This is a genomic window from Chroococcidiopsis thermalis PCC 7203, from assembly GCF_000317125.1.
In the GTDB taxonomy this organism is placed as follows: domain Bacteria; phylum Cyanobacteriota; class Cyanobacteriia; order Cyanobacteriales; family Chroococcidiopsidaceae; genus Chroococcidiopsis; species Chroococcidiopsis thermalis.
In genome coordinates, this window is sequence record NC_019699.1 from 99495 (window position 1) to 121936 (window position 22442).

Sequence of the window (22442 nt, forward strand, 5' to 3'; positions counted from 1 at the left end):
TCTTAAAAACATTTAAATTTCATCCCTATTTCATAAAGATCTGTCAATCTGATTATTATTGGGTTCATTCATCAAGAATGAAGTTCAAAATTAGTCATAAAAACTGCGGTGCATCCGTTGGTTGAGTAGGCTAATGGTCAATCAATAACATTGGTGTGAGTGAGAACAAAGTCATGGCGAAATCTTTATGGTATGCTCTACGGTTGAGTCCAGTAATTCTGGGTGCCACCCTGTTTGTGGCGAATAGTACTCAAGCTGCTGAAGCACCAGTGACAGACTTGACGTTAAAATCCTCAAGATCTTCTGTTACTGCTGTAAACCTTAGAAATACTACCACATCAGATTTTAAGGAAGTTGCAGCTTTTCCTGCATCTGAAGTTGAACCAGAAAAAAAGGTAGGAGACACTCTAGAGAGCGAAACACAAGTACGAACTTCTGGCGAACTAGGTGAAAGCACTAGAAACCAACTTAGTGACAGTGTTCCAGCTATCGATGTGCTGGCTCAAGTTACCTCCGTATCTCAACTATCCGACGTTCAACCTACTGACTGGGCTTTTCAAGCCTTACAGTCCTTAGTCGAGCGTTACGGTTGTATTGCTGGTTATCCTGACGGAACTTATCGCGGCAACCGCTCCTTAACTCGTTATGAATTTGCTGCTGGTTTGAATGCCTGCTTGGACAGAGTTAACGAACTGATTGCTACCGCTACTGCTGATATGGTCAACAGAGAAGACCTGGCAACTCTACAGCGGTTGCAGGAAGAATTTTCAGCGGAACTAGCTACCCTGCGCGGTCGCGTCGATGCTTTAGAAGCTCGGACATCTGAATTAGAAGCAAATCAATTTTCGACTACCACCACACTATCTGGAGAAATAGTCGTTGCCGCAGCAGATGTCTTTGGTGATGAGCGAGCTGTTCGTAGCGGTGAGGCAGAAGGTTCTAGAGGAGATTTGGACATCAATACTATCTTGGCTGACCGCGCTCGTCTTAGTTTTAACACCAGTTTTACTGGAAAAGATTTACTGAGAACTCGGCTGCAAGCCCGCAATATCACTCCGTTTACGCGCACGGGAACTCCTGGTGCTTCAGGCGATACGGGTACTGCTATGACACGCCTATCGTTCGATGGTAGTGATAGCAATGATGTTGTCATCGATGACTTTTTCTATCGTTTTCCAGTGGGTGACATTGCTGAAGTCAAAGTTGACTTTGCCAACTCTGACTTCTTTGAAAATATGTACAATTTCAACCCCGTGCTTGAAGGCAGTGGTAACGGAGCCATCTCTAACTTTGGACGCTTTAACCCGATTTATCGCCAGCAGGGTACAGTGGGTTCCGCTTTAACAGTCAACATTAACCCCAAAGGTCGTATCGGTCTGTCTCTCGGCTATAAAGCACCGAATTCTAATAATCCTGGTAACAGTTTTGGACTGTTCAACGGAGATTATGCGGCGATCGCTCAACTAGCTTTTCGTCCCTCGGATGCCTTAAATTTAGGACTGACCTACGCTCACAGCTATGACAATGCCGTGACCGATAGCGTTACTACTAACAACAGTATCAGTGTTTCGGGAGGTACTGGCAGTAACTTTGCCAATAACCCCTTCGATAATGCCGCAACGTCAGCCAATCACTATGCCGCCCAAGCTAACCTCAAGCTAGGTGAAAGAATCACAATTTCGGGTTGGGGCGGTTACACTGTTGCCCTGAATGAAAACAGCCCTTCTCAGTCTGCTGACATTTGGAACTGGGCGGCAACCTTAGCCATACAAGATTTGGGTAAAGAAGGCAGCGTACTCGGTCTGATCTTTGGTCAGCCACCCAGAGCAGCTAGTAATGATTTTGGCGGTCGTCGCGATCGCGATACTTCCTATCACGCGGAATTACTCTATCGCTTTCCTATTACCGATAATATTGAGGTCACTCCTGGCGCGATTGTAATTTTCAACCCCGAACACAACAATGACAACAGCAACATTTATGTTGGAACTATACGAACGACCTTCAAGTTTTAAATCTTAGTTCTAAGGATTTGTCCTTGCTCGTCTGTTTACGAACGGGCAAGGATAGTGCGATCGCAGCAGATTTATGAATGTACTTATCATTAGGTTTAGAGCGTATTGTTAAACACCTATATTTGGAAAACTATATCCGCTTTCCAAATATAGGTTTGTGGCTATTATTTGGCGCTATGTATTTTGTTAATCTTTTCTCAAACTTTCTATATAGGACTTCACAGCTCTGAGATAGCCTCGATCGGTTGCAGCTTCAGGGGAAACTTTGTTCTTTTTAACTGCACTTTGCACCAACTCTTCTGCACTGACTCTCCCCGCCTCGTAAGCTGCAAGGAACGCACTATAGCCAGGTATACCTTGGTCTCGAAAATAACCTTGATAAGCTAAGTACACCAGATTAAAGGGACGCAGTTGATATCTAACAACAGTACTGTTTTCTCCTCGATCTGCTGCTATTTCAACTCCTAGGGTAGGTGTAGTAATAGCAGAAACCATCAAAACTGACAAAACTCCAAGTATTGCAAATTTCATAGCACAAACTCCTGAATAAACACTGGTTCGCTAAATGAGTTCAATTTTGGAGCGGCAGTCTGTAGACATAGATGACGATTGAAAAGTCAGCTTCTTACAAGCATCTAGTAAAAATTTAAACAAAACTACTTTCTTCAACTTGCTCTCAGATAACCTGGCTGTAGATGAACTGTGTACTAATACAAGCAGTAAATAGCTAAAGCCAAAATCCGAGCTCTACGAAGGAGAGAACCTAGTTGAGGTGTAGCTTCCTTGAATAACGTCGTCTTCAGTTCTAGCTTCGTGTTGTTCAAACTTTTAGTGCAAACTGCTAAACTTCTGAATAGCACTTCTGCAAGGCTGCAAGCTTTTCCTAGTGGTTCTCTCAGTTAGTCTAGCTGTAAGAACTTTATAACCTCTTGTGTTCTATGCTTCCGCGGACTGTCGCTCTCCTACAATTCCTACTGACTTCCTACTGATTGACAAGTGAAGTGTTTAAATCCTAAATTCATAAACGTGTTTGATACGCAAAGGATTTAAAACTAGTAGTTCTGCTCAAAGAAGTAAGAGCTTCAAAACTAAAAAAATGAAGGCTATTAGTCGCAAAATTAAGCGATCTAAACAAGCGTTCCTTGCAACTTCCACTAATAACTAGAGTTAGCCTCGGACTGATTTTGAAGCAACGGGATTGTTTCAGGAATATCCCCTACTCCACAAAGACCGATACTTTCTAAGATAAAGTTGGAGGTTGTCCCTGCATCGCAGGAAAGTCCACCCTGCGGTGGTTCCTGGTTCAACGTCTCAGTGGACTCCCCAGGCGTTAGTTCCCACTCCCAAGCGCGGTACCTTCTAGAGAAGTTTGTTGAATAGACAGCGCGCGACCACTGCAATTGCTCGCGACGCTTCTCAGTACATTGCTTCAGTTCATCAGGTAAGTCTTTAGGGCTGACCGAAATTAACTCTCGCCCTTGTACTGAAGCCTTTTGTTTGATTAGACCAGCGAGCTGACCCAAGCTATTGTCCAGCAAGCCTTTACTGAACTCTGCTTTGTGGTTTGCACCATTGTGTTCAAATTCTCCTAATTTATTCACAATTGCTATAGGTTTACGAGTAATTCTCTTAATTTCGGGCTTGACTATCGCAATCGCGTCGTATTCTCGCACTAAGTATGTTGAAATTTTGTGATTAGTGGCAAGACGACTACGGCGAATTTTCTCATACAATCGAGATATCTTCCGCTGGGTCTTAGCTCGGTTTGCTCCTTTGCCAGGATCGATAGGACAACTGAGAAAATGCTCTCCTAAGCTAGGGTTATAAGTAGAAATTGGACAAGTTTTTTGTTGGCGACAGAGCTGGCGTTGGAGTTGCACCAATTGTTTCTCCATCTTACGGTAAAAGTTTGGCGGTTCCACTACTTTTTCACCATCAGTAGTAAGGTGCGAATAGCCTAGTGATACGCCTACTGCTTTATTGGTGGGCTTTTCTTTGTTGACTGGAAAACAACCTGATAACTGTAAGTAATAACCTGAAGGCTCTTTGACTATTTTTAGAGTAACGATGGGTACTGATTTTAACCAACGTCGATCGAGAGTTTTAACCGTTACCTTTCCTAGCTTTGGTAATGTAATTCGCTTCCCAGAAATCTTAATAGGCTTAGCATTATTATTTATCAGGGTTCTAAATTTATCCTTATACTGCTTGTAACGAGGACGTTGGCGTTTACCTGATTTATAAGCAGTCCATGCGTCAGCCAGAGATTTCAAAGTACCGGCAACAAATCTACAAGGAACGTCGCAAAACCAGGGCTTATCCGAATGGTTCTTTTGAGCAAAGTAGTAGAGGAGTCCAAAGAAAGTGGGTGACTCTAACACAGGTTTGGGATAAACCTGGGGTATAGGGCAGCTCATTCGGTACGGTTTCTTTTTGGCTATCCGAGTGAAAGCAATAAGTTGCCCAACAGAGTCTCGGTAATATGTCCAGGGAATGGGACAACAGGGAACCCAAGTCTGGGAAACTTTATCCCATGTACTAAAGCTGTTAAATTCCTCTAACAAGTGTAATCCTTGATTCCAAATCCATCGCTGAATGGCTAGCCAGCTATCGACTTTTGCCTGTTGGTAACGATTGAGGCTTAACTTGAATTCGACAGTCCGCATGATATACTAAGTTTCCCTTCCAAGCAGTGGACATACATCAGGCAGCAGGAGTAGAAAATGTACAAAGCGAAGCAGTGTAGAAAAAAGAGAGTTATGAAAGTAGTAACGTAAACCAACTTCTCAATCACGCTACTTCTTGAGCAAAACACTCAATGGATATACAACTTAATAACTTGACAGCCTTAAATGAAATCACGATGAAATAAATTTCAGTCAAAGAAAGCCGTTGTTGCGGTGCTTCTTCCCTGATTCACCCTTCCCAAACACAGTCCATTATCTTCAAAGCAGATTGCTTTTTTTTGGCTGATTGAGTAAAGCTTGTAAGCTAAGGCAGTTCAACCAAACTAATGCATCAAACAGCTATTACTAGACTGTTGTAAGCCTAAGAAACTTGTTACTCTTACCTAACTTTTACTTAACGAAAACAGTTGAGCTTCAACAGCCCTCAGATATCTTTTATTATTTAGAACTTGAGCTGAAAGTTTGTTTCTTTCAACTGCGCTTTGAACGAGTTTTTTGGGAGTTATTCTACCCATCCTGTAAGCTGAGAGAAAAGCGCCGTAGCCAGGTATACCTTGACTTCGGAAGTAACCCTGATAAGCCATATGGACTAGGTTAAAGGGTTTTAGCTGACTAATAGTAGCATTATTTGCTGTGTTGGTGACTGCTGCTATCTCAGCTTTCACTGTAGGTGCAGTTGCGGCAGAAATCAGCAAAACTGCTAAGCTACTGAATATCAAAAATTTCATGGTTGTGAAATCCTAAATAAACTCCGTCTGACAGAAGAAGCTCAAACTTGATACTGAAGTCTGTCACTACTGCAAGCGAAATATAATTTTTTGAGTCTCAGTAGAGCTTGGAACAAAAACTCTGTTAGCTTTGCCTTAACAAATCAAGTGGTTTTTCAAGCAGCAAGCAAACAAAATCAAGTTTCAAAGCTATTAGAGCAGAGGACTAAGTATAGACTCAGCCTCAGATCGATTCTTGTAATGAAGATTGAGGCAGAACTGTCATGAAGTTGGCGAAAAAACAAACCTTTTTTACAACCAGTAGCCTCAACCCACATCTAGCATCATTTTTTAGGGTGTGGTTGACGGTATAGTCACCGTCCCTGGTGCCGATGGCTGCTCAGAACTATCTGGCTCTTGATTTTGCTGGGTTGGTACTTCAGATGGCGAGCTAGGTTGTTCTGTTGATGAAGTGCTAGGCATCTGTTGTTCGCTCGCTCGGGCTGCATCACACTTTTTCATAGCTGCGATTCTTTCTCTAGTACCTCCCCCAGTAGGTCTGGCTGGGGGAATGGATTGACAAGCATCTTTATTAGATCTGTTCGAGTTTTCTGCATGGGCAGCAGAACTAAAAAAAGTGTTAGTAAAGCCGATCGCAGGTATAGATAGGACGAATACGGTACCAATAACAAATCTTTTCATGACAAAACTCCAAATGAAGAGGTGAAATAGCAAGACTAGTCAGACTTAATGCGGGATAAAAGTTTAGTTTTCCCACGCTAACTCTTAACGGTTAAAAATTGAGGCTTCGCTAATAAGTCCTACAATCAGAGAAAATTTCCCGATCGGATGAGGACTCGTTTGAATCTGAACCATACTGATTTTTCGGTTGGCATTCATTCCAATACTTCCACCGTATGCTGGGTAAGCCAAGTGAACACTGACAAATGCTCTGCCTAAAAATTGAAAGTGCCGTTCCCGTAGACACAGATTGAACAAAAGCTGCCATAGGTTTAGCTCAAGTTTTGCACAAACCTAAAGTTAGAACTAGCTGTTAGTTATTCCGATCGCTCTAGGTACATATGAGTGAAAACGGTTAGGTTAGCAATTGTCTTTGAGACTAACAAGCCAACTTAGCTGCAAATCTTAACCTAGATTAGTCAACTAAAAAATCTCATCCAACTAATTTCTCAGTTTTTTAGTTAGTTAAGATTGACTGATTTAGTCGGAAGAAGTCGTTTGAAGATACAACAGAATATTAGTATCTAAGTACCTATGCGTTCAAGTCCGAACGTAAGATTAACGTCTTCCTTAAAGAAGGGCAGCAGCTCATCCCTTTATTTACTATCTTGACAGCTTGAGATGAATTTAGGGTGAAATATTAAAATTCACTCCCAGAATTGTCTCATCGGTAAAACCGAAAGCGAGCAAACCCGATGGGTAGATCTGCATTAATGCCAACGAGTCTAGCATGAACCTTGTATAACCAAGCATTGGTAACGCCTGAAATTTTTACATCTCTCATAGCAATTTTGAGTTCAGTTCCAGGATTGACAGGTGTAGGAAATGCTAATGTGACTTTGTTACCATCAACAGAAACATTTGTATCAACTTGGCGACCAGATTGGTCAAACACACCAATCTTACTTTTGTTTTTGACAGTCAAACCAGCGGGGACGCTAATCGTTAACTGGGAGAGAGGTTTACTCTCTTGAGGGATCTGCAAACGAAAAGTGTGTCTAACAATTTTCCATCTGCTTTGAGGAAATTGGACAGAGCTAACAATACGTGGAACCTTTGCAGGAGCTATTACGGAACTTCCGTAAGCAGCTGGAACCGCTGTTGCGACTGTCAAACTAAACGTAGCAGCATAAATTAGGGCTTCGAGCATTTTGACTCGACTTTACTAAATAGTCGGCTAAATCAACTGAGATTTTAGGTTTACTTGAATTAAATCGACCTTTACGTAATCAAACTAACAGAAGATTATGAAATAGGAATGAAATTTTAGTCGATTAAAATTAAAATTATCAATTTAAGCGGTGATTGATAAATCCGACAAAACTAGTGTTTGTGAATGGTACTATGTCAAAATACGCAAAACAGTTAGAAATGATAAAAATAAATGGATTGACTTTACCTGAAAAAACAATAATGCTTCAAATGTTAATGGCGGTGGCTTCCAACCATCAGTAGCACAAAAAAAATCATCTGTTTCCATAGAAATTTCATCTCTATTTCATAGTTATGTGAAACAATAGGTGTTTAGCGTTCGCCTGTCACTTCTCAAATTCAGATTTAGCCAATCGGCAAGGTTTTGGCTTTTTCCTCTCGCGCAATATTTAGTAGGATCTCTCCATGCTCCGAGCTATTAAAGTTTGCCTTTCACCTAGCTCAATTTAAAACAAAGGATTTCTAGATGCCTTACAAAATGAACCTTTCTCGAATACAGCGGGAGGCATTTTCTGGAGTTTTCCTAAGCCTGCTGCTTCTAACCCCAGGTGCTAAAGTTCTTGCTGGCGCTGGGCATGGAGGCTCTGAGTTTCAGGGCGGTAGCAATGCAAGTCAAATGACCGAACCGATTCCAATTGATACTAGCATTGCAGCACAATTGGGAATTAAAGTAGAGCCTGTCATCAAACAGCGGCTGGCGACTGGTATTAAAGCCACAGGTCAGATTGAAACTTTGCCGAATCGTCGGGTGGACGTGACGACTCCGGTAGGGGGGACAGTAATCAAACTGTTAGTCAATCCAGGGGAACAGGTGAAAGTCGGTCAGGCGGTTGCCATTATGACTAGCCCAGACTTGGCAGAACTTCGCACCAGTGCTTTGGACAGACAGGCAGAGGCGATCGCCAGCGTACAGCAGGCACAAGCAGATTTAAGGCTGGCGCAACAAAATTACGCACAGCAGCAGAAGATAGCTGCTACTGACATTCAGCAAGCCCAGACTGCCCTAAATTTCTCACAGGAGAGGTATGACCGAGATAAGGAGTTACTAGATAAGCGTGCCATTCCCCGACGGCAGGTGTGGGAGTCTGAAACTCAACTAGCAGTTGCAAAAGCAGCCCTTGCCAAAGCCCAAAGCCGCTTGCAGGTTTCAGAGGCACAGGCACAACTAAAGCGCGCCCAGTCGGGACTGGAAGTAGCGCGATCGCGGGTAGCACTGAGCAATCAAACTTATCAAACCCGACTCCGGCAGTTGAGAGCTACCCCTAACGCGGATGGCACGATAACCATTATGGCTCCTATTTCTGGAGTTGTAGCGAACCGAGAAGCGACGATAGGTGAATCAGGACAGGATGCAGGCAAGAGGATCATGACGATTGTCGATGGCAGTGGAGTTTTCGCCACGGCAAATATTTACGAAAAAGATAGTAACCAAATCAGAGTTGGTCAAACAGTACGAATAAAAATTGACAGCTTGCCAAATCGTACATTTAGGGGACGGGTAGCAGTGATTGGTTCGGCGATCGAAGGGGAAAACCGCATTGTTCCAGTGAGAACAGAACTAGACAATCCAGGTGGCGTGCTGAAGCCAGGTATGTTTGCTCAGTTAGAGATTTTGACCGCTCGCACTCCGACAGCAGTACTGGCGGTTCCCAGTGCGGCGATCGTGGAAGCGGGCGGCAAAGATGTTGTCTACGTCCAAAAAGGTAATACTTATCAGCCTACTGAAGTGACACAGGGTCGCACCTCTGACGATTCGATCGAAATAAAAAGTGGAATCTCTGCTAGCGATCGCATTGTTACTCAGGGTGCGCCCCTCCTCTATGCCCAATCTCTAAAAGGTGGTGGCAAGGAAGAAGGAGACTCCCACGGTGAAGAATCAGGCTCCCCTAGTGAAGAGGCAAAATCCCCAAGCTCCTCTCCTTTACCCTGGTGGCTCATCCTACCCTTGGGTGGGGCAAGCCTGGCTGGAGCTTTCTGGGTGGGTTCATTCTGGACAAAGCGTCGTCTTCGGTCTAACCCGATTTCCCAGGTTGATTCAGGTGTTTACGAAACTGGAGTCGATCTAGATGGCTCCAAATCAAATGGCTCATTTCCCTTTGAGCATGGAGATGAGAAACCTGAAGCAAGCCGAAATCCCCATCAATAGTTGAATTAACTATGCTGAATTCCATTGTTAAATGGTCAATTGCCCAACGCTGGCTAGTCGTCATTGCTTGGATTATTGTGGCTGTGTGGAGCTTGCAGTTGCTGCTCCAAATGCCCCTGGACGTATTTCCCACCTTTGCACCGCCGCAGGTAGAAATTCTTACGGAAGCCCCTGGCTTTGCACCAGAAGAAGTGGAGTCTTTAGTAACTCTCCCGATTGAGAGCGCCATTAATGGTACTCCAGGAGTAGAATCCGTTCGTTCCTCTTCTGGAGTTGGATTATCTCTAGTGCGAGTTGTATTTAACTGGAGTACGGATATTTATAAAGCTAGACAATTAGTGACTGAGCGGGTACAGCAGGCGCAGGGTAAATTACCGGAAGGTATAGAGCGTCCCGAACTTGCTCCTGTCAGTTCGCCCATTGGCACCATTCTCAAAATTGCCTTCACTGCTGATACTACACCGATGATGGACGTACAGCGGATTGTGAACTGGCAAGTCAGAAACCGCCTGCTGGCGGTACCAGGGGTGACTCAAATTACCGTTTGGGGCGGCGATGTCCGCCAATACCAAGTGCTGGTTGACCCTGCCAAGCTAAGGGCGTTTAACGTCACCCTGGCAGAAGTTACTAAAGCAGTTGAAGAGGCAAATGTCAATGCTCCAGGTGGGTTTTTGATCGATCCAGACCGAGAATTTTTGATTCGGGGGACTGGTCGCTTGCAATCGATCGATCAGTTGAAGAAAGCGGTAGTGACGGAGCGCGATAGTGTTCCCGTGCTGCTCGATAACGTTGCCAACGTGCAGATTGGGGCGGAGTTAAAGCGGGGAGATGCAAGCTTTAATGGAAAAAAAGCAGTTCTTCTTGTGGTAAACAAGCAGCCAGCGGCTGATACAGTTACCGTGACAAAAGCCGTGGAAGCCGCGTTGGAAGAAATTAAACCTAGTTTGCCCAAGGATGTAAAAATTACTACAACCTACGACCAAGAGAGCTTTATCGAAGCTTCCGTCAAAAACGTGGAAGAGGCGTTGCGGGATGGCGTGATTATCGTCTCAGTCGTCCTGATTTTGTTTTTGATGAACTGGCGTACGGTGGTAATCAGCCTGAGCGCCCTGCCCTTATCTCTCCTATTAGGGATGGCAGTTCTGAAATTGACAGGGGATGGGATCAATACTATGACACTAGGGGGGCTGGTGGTTGCCATCGGCTCAGTAGTGGACGATGCGATTGTAGGTATGGAAAATGTCTACCGTCGCCTGCGGGAAAATCAACAAGAGGGGAATCCCGTACCGCCACTACAAGTAGTCTTTGACGCATCGGTGGAGGTGCGCGTTAGTATTTTGCTGGCATCAGTGATTATTGTGATAGTTTTCGCTCCGATCTTCTTTCTAGAAGGCGTGGAAGGGCGAATTTTTACCCCAATGGGAGTGGCTTATCTGCTGTCAATTATTGCCTCGACGGTGGTAGCACTCTCCTTGACCCCAGCCCTTTGTGCCTTAATGCTAGTAAATCGGCAGTTACGTGAAGAAGAAACCTGGATCTCGCGTTTGTCTGCCCGCTTGTATCGTCCGGCGCTGCTGTTCTCTTTGCATCGCCCTAAATTGGTTCTATTGACGGCAATAACTGCTTTTGTAGCCTCTATGGTTATTCTAAGCGGAGTGGGACAGGTGTTTCTGCCGGAGTTTCAAGAACCTTCACTGGTGGTGGCGATGAATCTTTATCCAGGCGTGTCATTGGATACGACAAATCGCGCTGGTGCAGTGCTGGAGAATAAATTTAAAGACGACCCCAGATTTACAGCACTCCAGCTGCGTCCGGGTCGCGCGCCAGGAGACACCGAAGGGGCAGGGGTAAACTTTGCAGAATTGGATGTGGAGCTAAGCGAAGAGGGCATGAAAGATCGAGAGGCAACGATTGAAGCCCTGCGAACTGAATTTGAAAAACTTCCTGGTGTAGCTGCTAATGTCGGTGGCTTTTTATCTCACCGGATTGATGAAATTCTCTCTGGAGTGCGATCGGCGATCGCCGTTAAGGTTTTTGGACCAGATCTAGAACAACTGCGGACGCTGGGAGGACAAATCCAATCAGTGATGAGTAGCGTGCCAGGTGTCGTCGATCTGCAACTGGAACCCCAAGTTCCTGTCAAACAGGTTCAGATCGAGTTCGACCGAGATGCCGCTGCTAGGTACGGCTTGACGGTAGGGCAAATTTCTGAAACGCTGGAAACTGCCTTAAATGGACGGGTTGTCTCTCAGGTTCTCGAACAGCAGCAGGTGTTTGATTTGCTAGTGTGGCTGGAGCCAAAGGCGCGACGAGATCTGCAAACGATTCGAGAGCTACTGATCGATACCCCTGAAGGTCGAAAGATCCCTTTGGCACAGGCAGCAAAAGTCGATTATGGTACGGGAGCTAACACGATTAACCGAGAAAGTGTTTCTCGCCGAATTCTTGTTTCTTCTAATGTGGACGGTCGAGACCTCGGTTCCGTAATTCAGGAAATTCGTGACAAGGTTAAGCGGGAAGTGACACTACCACCTGGCTATTTCATTGAGTATGGCGGTCAATTTGAGTCGCAAGAGCGCGCCACACAAACCTTACTGGCGATCGGCGCTTTGGCGCTAGCGGTCATTGCAATATTAATCTATTTCTCGGTTGGTTCCATTCCTGCTACGGTGATGATTATGCTCAACCTACCCTTGGCGATGATTGGGGGTGTGTTCACTCTAGCACTGAGCGGTGGCATTCTATCCGTAGCCTCAATGGTGGGGTTCATCACGCTTTTCGGTGTTGCCATCCGTAACGGACTGTTGTTGGTTGACAACTACAACCACCGACTGGCAGCCGGAGTCCCACTGCACGACGTGCTGATCGAGGGGTCAATGGAGCGCCTAATCGCTATTTTAATGACCGCTCTATCGTCTGCTTTTGGTATGCTGCCACTGGCGTTTGGCTCTGGTTCGGGTAAGGAATTGCTACAACCCCTAGCAGTAGTTGTTTTGGGTGGTATGTTTACCTCAACCGCTCTGACGCTGCTGGTGATTCCAGCCTTATACGCGCAGTTCGGTAAATTTGTTCTCCCCAAGAAAGTTTCTAACGCTGCTCGATCGCGGGTAGCAGAACAATTGAGCGCGTGAGATCGCAGCATTTTTCATGACTATTTCATCCCCTAGTGGAAGGGTGTTTCAAACTGACAGAAAACTTATGTTTAGTGCTCGTTTTGTGGTATTTACGATTGTCAGTGCAATCTTTAGTTCTACTCAGACTCTATCCGCGATCGCCCAATCCAAACCAATTTCTCCAACTGTCTCAAAAAGCCAGACTGTCCAACCGCCGGACTCGCTCAATCCAAATCCGAATCCGCTCGACCTGCCAACTAGTCCAGAACAAGTTCGATCCCAACAGGCACAGCCAATTACTTTGCAGCAGGCGATCGCGTTGGCACGAAAGAACAATCGGGATCTCCAGATAGCAAGACAAACCTTGCAGCGCAGTCAAGCTGCTTTAAGACAAGTGCAGGCAGCTCAATTACCCACATTAAACACTCAAGCAGAAATTGCCAATGAACGGACTGCCAGAGAGACTCTTGACGACTTGAAATATCTAAATGAAAAATCTTCTCCTGCTAACGTTCTCAGCGGTACCATAGAAGTTGGTTACGACATCTTTACTGCTGGTAGAAGACCTGCGAGAATTAGATCTGCCCAAGAGCAAGTACGTCTCGATCGACTAGAGGTAGAGCGACTGAGCGAGCAAACTCGCCTTGATGTCACAAATATCTACTACGATCTACAAGAAACCGACGAACAGGTACGAATTGCCCAGGCTGCTGCTACTAATGCCCGCAGGAGTTTACAAGATGCTACCTCATTGGAAGAAGGCGGTTTGGGGACTGGATTTGATGTCGTGCGTGCCAGAGTGCAGCTTGGCAATGCAGAGCAGGAACTGATCGACGCTCAAAGCCAGCAAGATATTGCCCGTCGTCGATTAGTGGAATTGTTGAGTTTGAGCGAGACAGTAGATGTAAGTGCTGCCGATCCAGTGCGGCAAGCAGGCAGATGGACGCTATCGCTTGAAGACAGTATTTTGCTGGCGTATAAAAACAGAGTAGAGCTGCAACAACAGCTAGCGCAACGGAGAATTGCCCAGCAGCAAAGACGAATTGCTCTAGCTGATGTAAGACCGCAGGTTAGTCTGTTTGCCAATTATCAGGTATTGGATGACTTTAATGACGAATTTAGTTTGAAAGATGGATATGCAGCAGGAGCCAGGCTGCGCTGGAATTTCTTTGATGCCGGAGCTGCTAGATTTGGTGCGGCACAGGAGGATGCCAACCGAGCGATCGCGGAAACCCGTTTCGCTCAAACTCGCAATCAAATTCGTTTTCAGGTGGAGCAGGCATATAAAAACCTCCAGGCAAATACTCGCAGCATTCAAACTGCCACTGTTGCAATGCAACAGGCTCAAGAGGGTTTAGAAATTGCCCGCGTGCGCTTTCAGGGAGGAGCTGGTACTCAATTGGACGTAATTGCTGCCGAAAACGACCTGACACGAGCGGATGTGAATCGGCTGAATGCAATTTTAAATTATAACCGCGCTCTGGCAACGCTACAACGCGCCGTTAGTAATCTTTCTAAAAGTAAATCTACCAACTCTTCTGAGTAAATAGAAGAAAGCAGGAAAAGTAATGCAATTGCCAGTGGCTTTTCTTGTACCTTTAGAATTTTGCAGGATTTGGAATGCGTTCAATGGAAAAAATTACTGGAACTCAAACGCATTTTCATAGAAACGACGGCTAGGACGAAGTAGGTTGTTATGCGAATTCTATTAGTGGAGGATGAGCCGGATTTAGGTGATGCAATCAGGCAAAGGTTAAAGCAAGAGCGGTACGTTGTTGATTGGGTTTTAGATGGCGATGAAGCTTGGATGTATCTAGAAACCTACTGGGCAGAATATACACTAGCTATCTTCGACTGGTTACTGCCAGGGTTATCAGGCTTAGAACTGTGTCGGCGGCTGCGGCTGCGGAATAATTCGATGCCAATTTTAATCCTAACAGCTAAATGCGATCTTAGCGATCGAGTGACTGGGCTAGATGCAGGAGCTGATGATTATCTGGTGAAACCGTTTGGCATGGCAGAACTGCTGGCACGGTTGCGGGCATTGCAGCGCAGATCGCCTCAAATCCAACCCCAGCAACTTCAGGTCGGCGATCTCATCTTAGATTACGGCACTCACACTGTCTGTCTTCAGGAGCAAAGCGGTGACAGGCAGTTTCTTTTACTGACACCAAAAGAATTTCAACTGCTAGAATGTTTCATGAAGCGCCCTAACCAGGTGATCGGCGGCGAGCAAATTGTCAAGCTCATTTGGGCGGCAAGTACAGAACCAACTAGTAACGTTCTAGCAGCCCAAATCCGTCTGCTACGGCGCAAACTGGCAGAAATTGGCAGTAGTTGCTCGATTGAAACTCTCTATGGCATGGGATATCGTTTTAACATCATCCTCGCTCCAGAATAGGCTGTTTCTACTGACTCGCTGGCGACTGGCAGGAATATTTGCTAGCGTTGTTGGACTGGTTTGCACTCTAGCTGGATTTATTCTTTATCACACGATCGCCCATACAGGTTTAGCAGCTTTAGATCGAGAATTGGAATCTGTAGCAAGTACGCTGCACGATAGCCTCGAACCAAGCCTAGATTACCCTAATCGCGTAAAACCGGACGCTCAAAAAATCTTACCAAGTCTATGCACGGATGGGATCGGCTGCTTAACGCGAACAGTAGCGTCCAAGTCTCATTCTACAAGTATCTTTGACCAAAGCAACTACTACCTACGTTTATTAAACAACTCTGGAAGCCTGGTTGCCGTGGCAGGTTTTCACCCTACGGGGCTGCCAATTTTGCTAGAACAGGACACTTGGCAAATCCTCCAAGACCGCGATGGTCGGCGTTATCGTCAAATTTCTTTATCTCTTCATCCTAACCAGAATCTGCTTTGGGGATACATCCAGGTGGGGCGATCGCTGGAGGACTTCGATCGGTCGCTTGCTTACTTGCGATTAATTCTATTAGCAGGGATACCAATCGGCATCATTGCGATCGGAGCTTCAGCTTGGTGGTTTTCAGGAGTAACGATCCAACCCATTTATAGTTCTTATTTAAAAATGCGACAGTTTACAGCTGACGCTGCCCATGAATTGCGGACTCCCATAGCAACGATTCAAGCCACTATGGAAAACAAAAGCCAGATCGAGCCTTGGTCCGAGCAAGAGATAGAGAACGCTCTAACAACCATCGAACGTCAGAATAATCGCCTTTCGCGATTAGTTGAGGATCTTTTGTTACTTTCGCGGATGGAAAATCCGGCAAAAACATTGCACAAACAGCAAGCGTTAGTAATGAAACTGAGTTCCTGTAATTTAAACGAATTAGTCAGTGATGTAGTAGAAGGATTTTCTATTCTGAAAATTGCCGCTACTTTAAAGCTAACAGCTGATATACGGGTACGCCAAGCCCTTTACGCGATCGGAGATGAAGAGCATCTCGGTCGCTTAATTTCTAACCTCGTGAGCAATGCAATGCAGTACACCCCCCCAGGGGGTAGAGTCACGCTCGTGCTAGACCGACACGAGCATTATGCCATCATTCAGGTTGTAGACACGGGCATCGGCATTGCTTCCGAACACCAAGCTCGAATTTTCGACCGCTTCTATCGCGTGAATAGCGATCGCTCTCGCCAGTCGGGGGGTACTGGATTAGGACTAGCGATTGCTCAAGCGATCGTCCAAGCACATCATGGCAGCATTCAGGTTCAAAGTGAGTTGGGTAGGGGAAGTACGTTTACTGTTCGGCTACCCTTAAACTAAGGCATTGCTGCATGAAACAAAAGCGTTATGTTAGTTCACGTTCGAGGAGTTGGTTGCGATCGCAACTTGATTTTGTACCTTAGAGCGAAGCCATCTTAGTAATTTCTTTCCTTCTACGCCGCTAATGAATTCGTGTCGTTCGTCGGGCTAAAATTTTAATCTACAGTGGATTCATCTTATTCATTCATGTTGCGGTAAGTAGCAACTGCCGAGGGTGAAATGCGATTAAGGTAACGAAAGATCCAATACTTAAAGATCACATCCAAGACCACTGGGAAAGTGGCTATGAACATAAAAACAAAATCTTTATTTTCTGGAAGACCGAAATGCTTTAAAGTATTTTCCAAAATTACTTCCCAACCATGAGAAGAGTGAAAGCCGACAAATAGATCGGTAAGCAGGATAATTAAAAATGCTTTGGCAGAATCACTTAATCCATAGACTATTTCGTCAATAAAAGACTTAAATATTGCTATCTGCCGTTTTCCTATTACAAGTAAAGCTACAAACGTAGCCACTGACAGTAAATCTGCAAAAATACTTTTAAGTGCGTTATTACTCTCAAGTTTATATTTTTGAGCTAGTTCAGAAGCTTTTTGTTTTAACTTTGTTTCTGTAATTTCTGGAGTAAAAGCTAGAGATTTTCCAGCTAAAAAATCAAATTTAAGTTTCTCTTCAAAACTTTTTAATTCAGTAAAGGCTCTTTCTTCTTGAGAAGAATTCAAATAAATATTTGATTGGTTATTATTCCAAAATGAATTTACTAAAGGACTTATTATAATTCCTTTAGCTAGCTGATTCATTAAAAAAGGTACTAGAACAAGAATTAATAAATAACGTATAGAAACGATGGTTCGATACCGAGAGCGGCGAAACTCTTGAATCACCTCAGTTTCTGCATTTGGGTTCAAGTCCCTTTTGAGTTTTTCTATAGTTCGACCAATGGAACGGGGAATAACGCTAGGTTCATCAAGCGATGTCCTTGATGCCGATTTTTTTGCTGAGATGAGTTTATTAAATTTATTTTGTAGTGCTTGAGTTTTTTTCATAGAAATTTGTTCGCCAAGCTGAATTAAGGAAGTGTCGCTAGCTGTCTCACTTGTTTGAGATATTAAATTGCACTTAACTTTATTTTTTGAATTTGAAAATTTATATTTAATAAGAATTTCTTCAACGAAATTTAGTTTTTCTATTATTTTATAAGTAACGGTTTTTACTTCTATAGTCTGACGATTATCTATTATGTCCTCTTGTTCCAGTTCAGAAATATTTGAATTTTTAGTATTAGAGAAAACATTTATAATGAATAGGTTGAGAATAGAACGGCTTAGCTTAAATTCTGATAATCTAGTCTGAGCAATTTGTAGATATTTAGATAATTCAGAATCAATATAGTTAACAACATTATCGCTATAATCATCCAGTGATAAGACTTGCCCACCTCTAAGGTACTCATTTTCTATCCTTTCGATCTCAAGTGCTGCATTATAAGCTGCATTCAGAGAACGTTCGGGGGTTTGCCACAGCCAATCGATAGCATCATGCCAATACTTCTTCATAAGAAAAAGAGCGTACTTTTCAAACGATTGATGATTGACAGCTCCCTTCTTACTGAATGAAGCTATCAATCAATATATTGACAGAATTCTATGAAATAGAAATGAAATTTTTGCTTGTTAAAGAACTCTACATCTAAAAATTCTCTGTAGGATTTTTGCAATTGCAGTGCAACACTTGGAGATAACTTAGTAACTGGAAGTTTTTAACAGTAATGCTGTAGTTATTCCTCTCGGTACACCAAGCTTTAAACAACATTATCTGGAGCGAAAGGACATGGAGAACTGGGATCGCCAGTCTCGATTTGTAGAGTGGGGTGATCGATGCCAAAAAGCTCGTGAAGCTCTCGGACTACTCGTACTAAAAAAGCATCGCCAGGATGTCCTGCGGGCATGACCAGATGAGCCGTGAGTGCTGTCTCTGTAGTACTCGTTGCCCAAATATGCAGATCGTGGACTTGAATCACATCGGGCAGTTCAGCTAGGTAATTGCGGACAGCCAATGGTTCTATGCCTACTGGAACTGCATCTAAGATGAGATTGAAGGATTCCTGGAATAGCTGCCAGGTACCAACTAAGATTATCAGTGTAACAACCAAACTTACAGCTGGGTCTAACCAAAGCCAGCCCGTAGCAACGAGCGCAATGCCAGTCAGTACAACCCCTACAGATACCGCAGCATCCGCAACTAAGTGAAGGAATGCACCTCTTATATTCAAGTCTCGCTTGCGCCCCGACAAGAACATCAAAGCGCTGCCCGTATTAATCGCAATTCCGATCGCCGCCACTGCAATCACCGTTCCTCCCGCTACCGGAGCAGATTCGCGAAACCGTTGAATTGCCTCCCAGCCAATACCACCTGCAACAATTAGGAGAGAGACGGCGTTCAACAGCGCTGCCAAAATGGAAGAGCGTCGCAGCCCATACGTGCGACGTTGTGTTGTCTTTCGGCGGACGAGAATGCTTGCTCCCCAGGCTAGCAGCAGCCCCAAAACATCACTAAAATTATGTCCTGCATCAGCAAGTAGAGCGAGGGAGTTAGCAATAATACCGTAAACTGCCTCCACAATGACAAACCCTGTATTGAGAGCAACGCTGATGATAAAGGCACGGTTGTAATTAGCCTGTCTGTGATTATGTCCGCGACTGTTCTGGTAAGACATGATTTTCTAGCGATCGCCAGCTTTAAATAAATTAACATTATCGGCGATCGAGCTAAAGCCAAAAATCGCCTCTAAACTCGACCTTTAAAGTTAAATCTTCCCAACCTTAGAAGCCGAACGAGATTGTAACTAAGAGTGTTAACTTAAATCCAGTCAAAGCACACGTCATAATTCTAGTAAGGTGCTACTGAAAAAGTATACTGCATTTGTTCACTAGCTCGAACTCAGGTCACACAATCAGAATAAAACTTCTAAATTTACCAGTAAAATCTGTATACTAAAATGTGCGAAATCGAGCTACACCTACGGGAATTTCCGAATTATTGCCAACAACTTTAGCTGATAGGCTATATATAGAATCAGAACCAAGAACTGGTTGCTTGACTTTGTTAAGTTCGATCGAGATTTTTGTATTAGAAATATCCTGTTTAGGAAAAACTATAATGATTCTTTTATTATCAACAAAAACATTAGTATTAATTCTCTGACCATTCCGATCGGATACGTTAATGTCATTGCTCACAGCTACAGTGGATGGAGTATCAATAATAAGCTGAGAAAGGGCACCGATATTTTTGGGAATATGTATTTGAAAAGCATGTTTAACGATTCGCCAACGTGTATTAAGAAACTGTAAATCATCTTCAATATTAAAAACTCTACTATTATTTGTATTTGTGTTAACATTCTCACTTGCATAGCTAGCTGAAATAGAAGCTGCAATAGCTAAAATCAAGCTGATAGGAAGGTAAATTAAGATTTTTTTCATCTCATATCTTGAAGAAATTTGCTCGCTCGAAGATGAGTTAACCTTTTGCTAAATAGCTTAACAGAGAAAGATGAAATCAAGATGAAATTTTGCCTAGAGACACACAAGATGAAATTTTGCCTAGAGACACAATTATCTTTGGACGAGGTACTCATGCCATATTGAAACGAAAGTCTATTGCCTGGTTGACTGACAAAACTCAAGAACTAAAACTGTAAGATTTGATGTTGAACTCGCGCTCCAACTGCTTTTGAGTTTACTTCTTCACGGCAGATGCAGGTTCAGGATCGACAAAGCCAGACAAGGAAATCGTTGAGAATAATCGCCATCCTTGATGCTACCATTTTTCGTTAGTTAGGCTACAAATAGAAGGAGGAGTGACGTAGGAGTAGCAGACAATCATGGCACGTCCCTTGAAGTTAGAGATTGCTGAGAGTGAAGACGAACTCAAAGCCTTATTGAGACGACAAAAAACGGCTCAAGGCAAAGAACGAGTGCAAGCGATTTATCTGCTCAAACTCGGACGAGTTAAGAGTGTGAGTGAATTAGCAATTGTCTTGGGACGGAACCGAGTCACAGTGCAGGAATGGCTAGCTGCCTATCGACATGGTGGTATGAAAGGCTTACTCACGCGCCGACGGCAACCAGGACGGCAAGGGACGATTCCCTCATGGGCAGTCAAAGCGCTACAAAAACGCCTGGCTGACCCCAAAGGATTTCGCAGTTATGGGGCGGTGCAGCAATGGTTGTCCGACAGCTTGGGTGTAGATGTCTCCTATATGGCGGTTTATCGATTAGTACATGGCAAGTTGAGAGCCAAGTTGAAAGTAGGCAAACGACAAAGCACTGAACAAGACCCTGAACGATTGCAGCAATTCAAATCCGAGCTGGCAGGTAACTTAAATTTATTAAAACAGGTTTTTGCTGTGCCACACAGCAGCCAGCCGCGCCGGATTCGGTACTGGTGTCAAGATGAAACCCGTTGGAGCCTAACTACCATTTGTCGTCGGTTGCTCAGTGCGGTTGGAGTCAAACCGATAGGCAATATGCAATGGGTATGTGAGGGGTTTTGGCTGTATGGAGTGGTCGAACCGCTTTGTGGCGAACAGTTTTTCTACGAGTTTTCACATTTGGACAGCGTATGTTTTCAACAGTTCCTGCATTTGTTCGCCCAACAGTATCCGGATGAGTTTCATATTTGGCATCTTGACCGCGCATCAGCACACATAGCCAAACGGATTCAACCACCTGCGAATGTCTTATTGTTGTTTCAACCGAGTTATTGTCCAGAACTCAATCCAATTGAACGTTTGTGGCAGCATCTCAAGGATTCACTTAGTTGGCAGTTGTTTGCCGATGTGCCAGCCTTAAGAACCACAGTGCGGCAACGCTTAACACAATTGACTCAGGAAGTAGTCAAATCCTTAACTGGTTGGGATTATATTTTAGATGCGCTTTTTGTCGCCGGAATTTCATAAAACGGTAGCAACCACCGATCTCTTCGCCGTGGATGACTTTGAGCAAACACGACACGGCTACAAATGTATACCCGCCACTTGGTTATAAATTGATGAACTATGCAAAGCTCTAGTTAACTAATTAAGTATTTATCCATATCAACCTTGCACTTGCGGAGTTTGGCTAAGGCTTCTTGTTGAATCTGCCGCACCCGTTCGCGACTGAAGTTAAGCCGCTCGCCTATATTTTTCAGCGAAAGCGCTCGTCCATCTTCTAGACCAAAACGCAAGCTCAATACCTGCTGCTGTTGCAGTGTCAAAACTGCTGCCATCACTTGCTTTAAGTTATCGGATAATGATGACTGAATCGCAAACTCCTCTGGAGATGCAGCAGGGTCTTGCAACATTTCACCCAGTTCTGTATCTCGATCTTCTCCTACTTGTTTTTCTAAAGATATAGGTTGACGTGCTACCTCTAGATATGAGATTACCTGGTTGGGAGTCAATTCTAGTGCTGCTGCTAACTCAGAAATTGACGGCGTGCGTTTCAAGTGTTGGGATAGCTGGCGTTGTGTCTTTTTAATTTTATTCAGCTTCTCAGTGACATGGATAGGCAGCCGGATATTGCGGCTGTTCTGCGCGATCGCTCTAGTTATAGCTTGACGAATCCACCAGTAGGCATAAGTTGAAAGCCGATAACCTTTAGTGGGATCGAACTTTTCTACACCCCGATGCAAGCCAATAGTTCCTTCCTGAATCAAGTCTAGAAGTTCTAAATTGCGCTTGGTGTACTTTTTAGCGATGGAAACCACCAATCGCAAATTAGCTTCTACTATCTTGCGCTTGGCACTCTCGCCATCTGCGATCGCTTGTGTTAGCTGGGTATTATCTAATTTGCCTGAAGCTTTTGCCCATTCATCAAGCGACGGTTCTCGACCTAACTGCTTGGTTAGCGAATCTTTTACCAACTGCAAGGCGATCGATCGCTGCACCTGTTTGCCAAATAAAATTTCCTGTTCGTGAGTTAGCAGTGGTACGCGACCAATTTCTCGTAAATAAATACGAATGAGATCGGTGTCTGTTTGGGCAGTTTTTACGGGAGTAAGCATGGGAGTCTTGGGTATGTA

At 44.2% G+C, this 22442-nt stretch carries 16 protein-coding genes; 7 read left to right on the plus strand and 9 right to left on the minus strand.

The genetic code is table 11. From position 1 onward, the window contains the following. Positions 1–173 precede the first annotated feature (173 nt). Positions 174–2015 carry an iron uptake porin gene (locus CHRO_RS28020; protein WP_015162996.1) on the plus strand — a complete coding sequence of 614 codons (1842 nt, stop codon included), beginning with the start codon at positions 174–176 and terminating at the stop codon, positions 2013–2015. Between the two features lie 186 nt (positions 2016–2201). On the opposite strand, the gene CHRO_RS28025 is transcribed toward CHRO_RS28020, so the two are convergent. From CHRO_RS28025 to CHRO_RS28045, 5 genes are all read right to left on the minus strand, one after another. Beyond that, the gene (locus CHRO_RS28025) at positions 2202–2546 is read right to left on the minus strand and encodes a hypothetical protein (RefSeq protein ID WP_015162997.1); all 345 of its coding nucleotides are present in this window, start codon (positions 2544–2546) and stop codon (positions 2202–2204) included. A gap of 623 nt (positions 2547–3169) precedes the next feature. After that, on the minus strand, positions 3170–4681 hold the full coding sequence (gene c2c8 / locus CHRO_RS28030) for a type V CRISPR-associated protein C2c8 (protein WP_015162998.1): 1512 nt from the start codon (positions 4679–4681) through the stop codon (positions 3170–3172). Positions 4682–5085: 404 nt separating this feature from the next. Continuing rightward, on the minus strand, positions 5086–5430 hold the full coding sequence (locus CHRO_RS28035; RefSeq protein ID WP_015162999.1) for a hypothetical protein: 345 nt from the start codon (positions 5428–5430) through the stop codon (positions 5086–5088). Between the two features lie 330 nt (positions 5431–5760). After that, entirely contained in the window at positions 5761–6111 is a 351-nt protein-coding gene (locus CHRO_RS30105) for a hypothetical protein (RefSeq protein WP_015163000.1), read from the minus strand. A gap of 703 nt (positions 6112–6814) precedes the next feature. Continuing rightward, positions 6815–7300 carry a DUF2808 domain-containing protein gene (locus tag CHRO_RS28045; protein ID WP_015163001.1) on the minus strand — a complete coding sequence of 162 codons (486 nt, stop codon included), beginning with the start codon at positions 7298–7300 and terminating at the stop codon, positions 6815–6817. 528 nt (positions 7301–7828) lie between these two features. Here CHRO_RS28045 and CHRO_RS28050 point away from each other — a divergent pair. The 5 genes from CHRO_RS28050 to rppB all read left to right on the plus strand — a co-directional run bounded on the left by CHRO_RS28050 (position 7829) and on the right by rppB (position 16370). Next, positions 7829–9508, plus strand: coding sequence for an efflux RND transporter periplasmic adaptor subunit (locus tag CHRO_RS28050; protein ID WP_015163003.1), 1680 nt, complete (start codon positions 7829–7831; stop codon positions 9506–9508). Positions 9509–9519: 11 nt separating this feature from the next. Continuing rightward, positions 9520–12639, plus strand: coding sequence for an efflux RND transporter permease subunit (locus CHRO_RS28055; protein WP_015163004.1), 3120 nt, complete (start codon positions 9520–9522; stop codon positions 12637–12639). A gap of 67 nt (positions 12640–12706) precedes the next feature. Continuing rightward, positions 12707–14167 (plus strand): TolC family protein, encoded by a 1461-nt coding sequence (locus CHRO_RS28060; protein ID WP_015163005.1) that lies wholly within the window; start codon positions 12707–12709, stop codon positions 14165–14167. A 150-nt stretch (positions 14168–14317) separates the two neighbouring features. Continuing rightward, positions 14318–15022: a two-component system response regulator RppA gene (gene rppA, locus CHRO_RS28065; protein WP_015163006.1), complete on the plus strand. Its 705-nt coding sequence runs from the start codon at positions 14318–14320 to the stop codon at positions 15020–15022. Beyond that, positions 14979–16370 carry a two-component system sensor histidine kinase RppB gene (gene rppB, locus CHRO_RS28070; protein ID WP_015163007.1) on the plus strand — a complete coding sequence of 464 codons (1392 nt, stop codon included), beginning with the start codon at positions 14979–14981 and terminating at the stop codon, positions 16368–16370. The genes rppA and rppB overlap by 44 nt, the downstream gene beginning before the upstream one ends. 176 nt (positions 16371–16546) lie before the next feature. On the opposite strand, the gene CHRO_RS28075 is transcribed toward rppB, so the two are convergent. From CHRO_RS28075 to CHRO_RS28085, 3 genes are all read right to left on the minus strand, one after another. Continuing rightward, the gene (locus CHRO_RS28075) at positions 16547–17929 is read right to left on the minus strand and encodes a proton extrusion protein PcxA (protein ID WP_015163008.1); all 1383 of its coding nucleotides are present in this window, start codon (positions 17927–17929) and stop codon (positions 16547–16549) included. A gap of 245 nt (positions 17930–18174) precedes the next feature. Next, positions 18175–19089 carry a cation diffusion facilitator family transporter gene (locus tag CHRO_RS28080; RefSeq protein ID WP_015163009.1) on the minus strand — a complete coding sequence of 305 codons (915 nt, stop codon included), beginning with the start codon at positions 19087–19089 and terminating at the stop codon, positions 18175–18177. Between the two features lie 277 nt (positions 19090–19366). Continuing rightward, positions 19367–19858 carry a hypothetical protein gene (locus tag CHRO_RS28085; RefSeq protein ID WP_015163010.1) on the minus strand — a complete coding sequence of 164 codons (492 nt, stop codon included), beginning with the start codon at positions 19856–19858 and terminating at the stop codon, positions 19367–19369. Between the two features lie 401 nt (positions 19859–20259). Here CHRO_RS28085 and CHRO_RS30990 point away from each other — a divergent pair, with 401 nt between their 5' ends. Next, positions 20260–21336, plus strand: coding sequence for an IS630 family transposase (locus CHRO_RS30990; protein ID WP_015162949.1), 1077 nt, complete (start codon positions 20260–20262; stop codon positions 21334–21336). 113 nt (positions 21337–21449) lie between these two features. Here the strand turns inward: CHRO_RS30990 and CHRO_RS28095 are convergent, their stop codons facing one another. Then, positions 21450–22424, minus strand: coding sequence for an RNA polymerase sigma factor, RpoD/SigA family (locus tag CHRO_RS28095; RefSeq protein WP_015163011.1), 975 nt, complete (start codon positions 22422–22424; stop codon positions 21450–21452). Positions 22425–22442 lie beyond the last annotated feature (18 nt).

What these genes read in the sequence shown, in the direction of transcription:
- CHRO_RS28020 (WP_015162996.1), top strand. Translation starts at nt 174, where the DNA reads ATGGCGAAATCTTTATGGTATGCTCTACGGTTGAGTCCAGTAATTCTG.
- CHRO_RS28025 (WP_015162997.1), bottom strand. Translation starts at nt 2,546, where the DNA reads ATGAAATTTGCAATACTTGGAGTTTTGTCAGTTTTGATGGTTTCTGCT.
- c2c8 (WP_015162998.1), bottom strand. Translation starts at nt 4,681, where the DNA reads ATGCGGACTGTCGAATTCAAGTTAAGCCTCAATCGTTACCAACAGGCA.
- CHRO_RS28035 (WP_015162999.1), bottom strand. Translation starts at nt 5,430, where the DNA reads ATGAAATTTTTGATATTCAGTAGCTTAGCAGTTTTGCTGATTTCTGCC.
- CHRO_RS30105 (WP_015163000.1), bottom strand. Translation starts at nt 6,111, where the DNA reads ATGAAAAGATTTGTTATTGGTACCGTATTCGTCCTATCTATACCTGCG.
- CHRO_RS28045 (WP_015163001.1), bottom strand. Translation starts at nt 7,300, where the DNA reads ATGCTCGAAGCCCTAATTTATGCTGCTACGTTTAGTTTGACAGTCGCA.
- CHRO_RS28050 (WP_015163003.1), top strand. Translation starts at nt 7,829, where the DNA reads ATGCCTTACAAAATGAACCTTTCTCGAATACAGCGGGAGGCATTTTCT.
- CHRO_RS28055 (WP_015163004.1), top strand. Translation starts at nt 9,520, where the DNA reads ATGCTGAATTCCATTGTTAAATGGTCAATTGCCCAACGCTGGCTAGTC.
- CHRO_RS28060 (WP_015163005.1), top strand. Translation starts at nt 12,707, where the DNA reads ATGTTTAGTGCTCGTTTTGTGGTATTTACGATTGTCAGTGCAATCTTT.
- rppA (WP_015163006.1), top strand. Translation starts at nt 14,318, where the DNA reads ATGCGAATTCTATTAGTGGAGGATGAGCCGGATTTAGGTGATGCAATC.
- rppB (WP_015163007.1), top strand. Translation starts at nt 14,979, where the DNA reads ATGGCATGGGATATCGTTTTAACATCATCCTCGCTCCAGAATAGGCTG.
- CHRO_RS28075 (WP_015163008.1), bottom strand. Translation starts at nt 17,929, where the DNA reads ATGAAGAAGTATTGGCATGATGCTATCGATTGGCTGTGGCAAACCCCC.
- CHRO_RS28080 (WP_015163009.1), bottom strand. Translation starts at nt 19,089, where the DNA reads ATGTCTTACCAGAACAGTCGCGGACATAATCACAGACAGGCTAATTAC.
- CHRO_RS28085 (WP_015163010.1), bottom strand. Translation starts at nt 19,858, where the DNA reads ATGAAAAAAATCTTAATTTACCTTCCTATCAGCTTGATTTTAGCTATT.
- CHRO_RS30990 (WP_015162949.1), top strand. Translation starts at nt 20,260, where the DNA reads ATGGCACGTCCCTTGAAGTTAGAGATTGCTGAGAGTGAAGACGAACTC.
- CHRO_RS28095 (WP_015163011.1), bottom strand. Translation starts at nt 22,424, where the DNA reads ATGCTTACTCCCGTAAAAACTGCCCAAACAGACACCGATCTCATTCGT.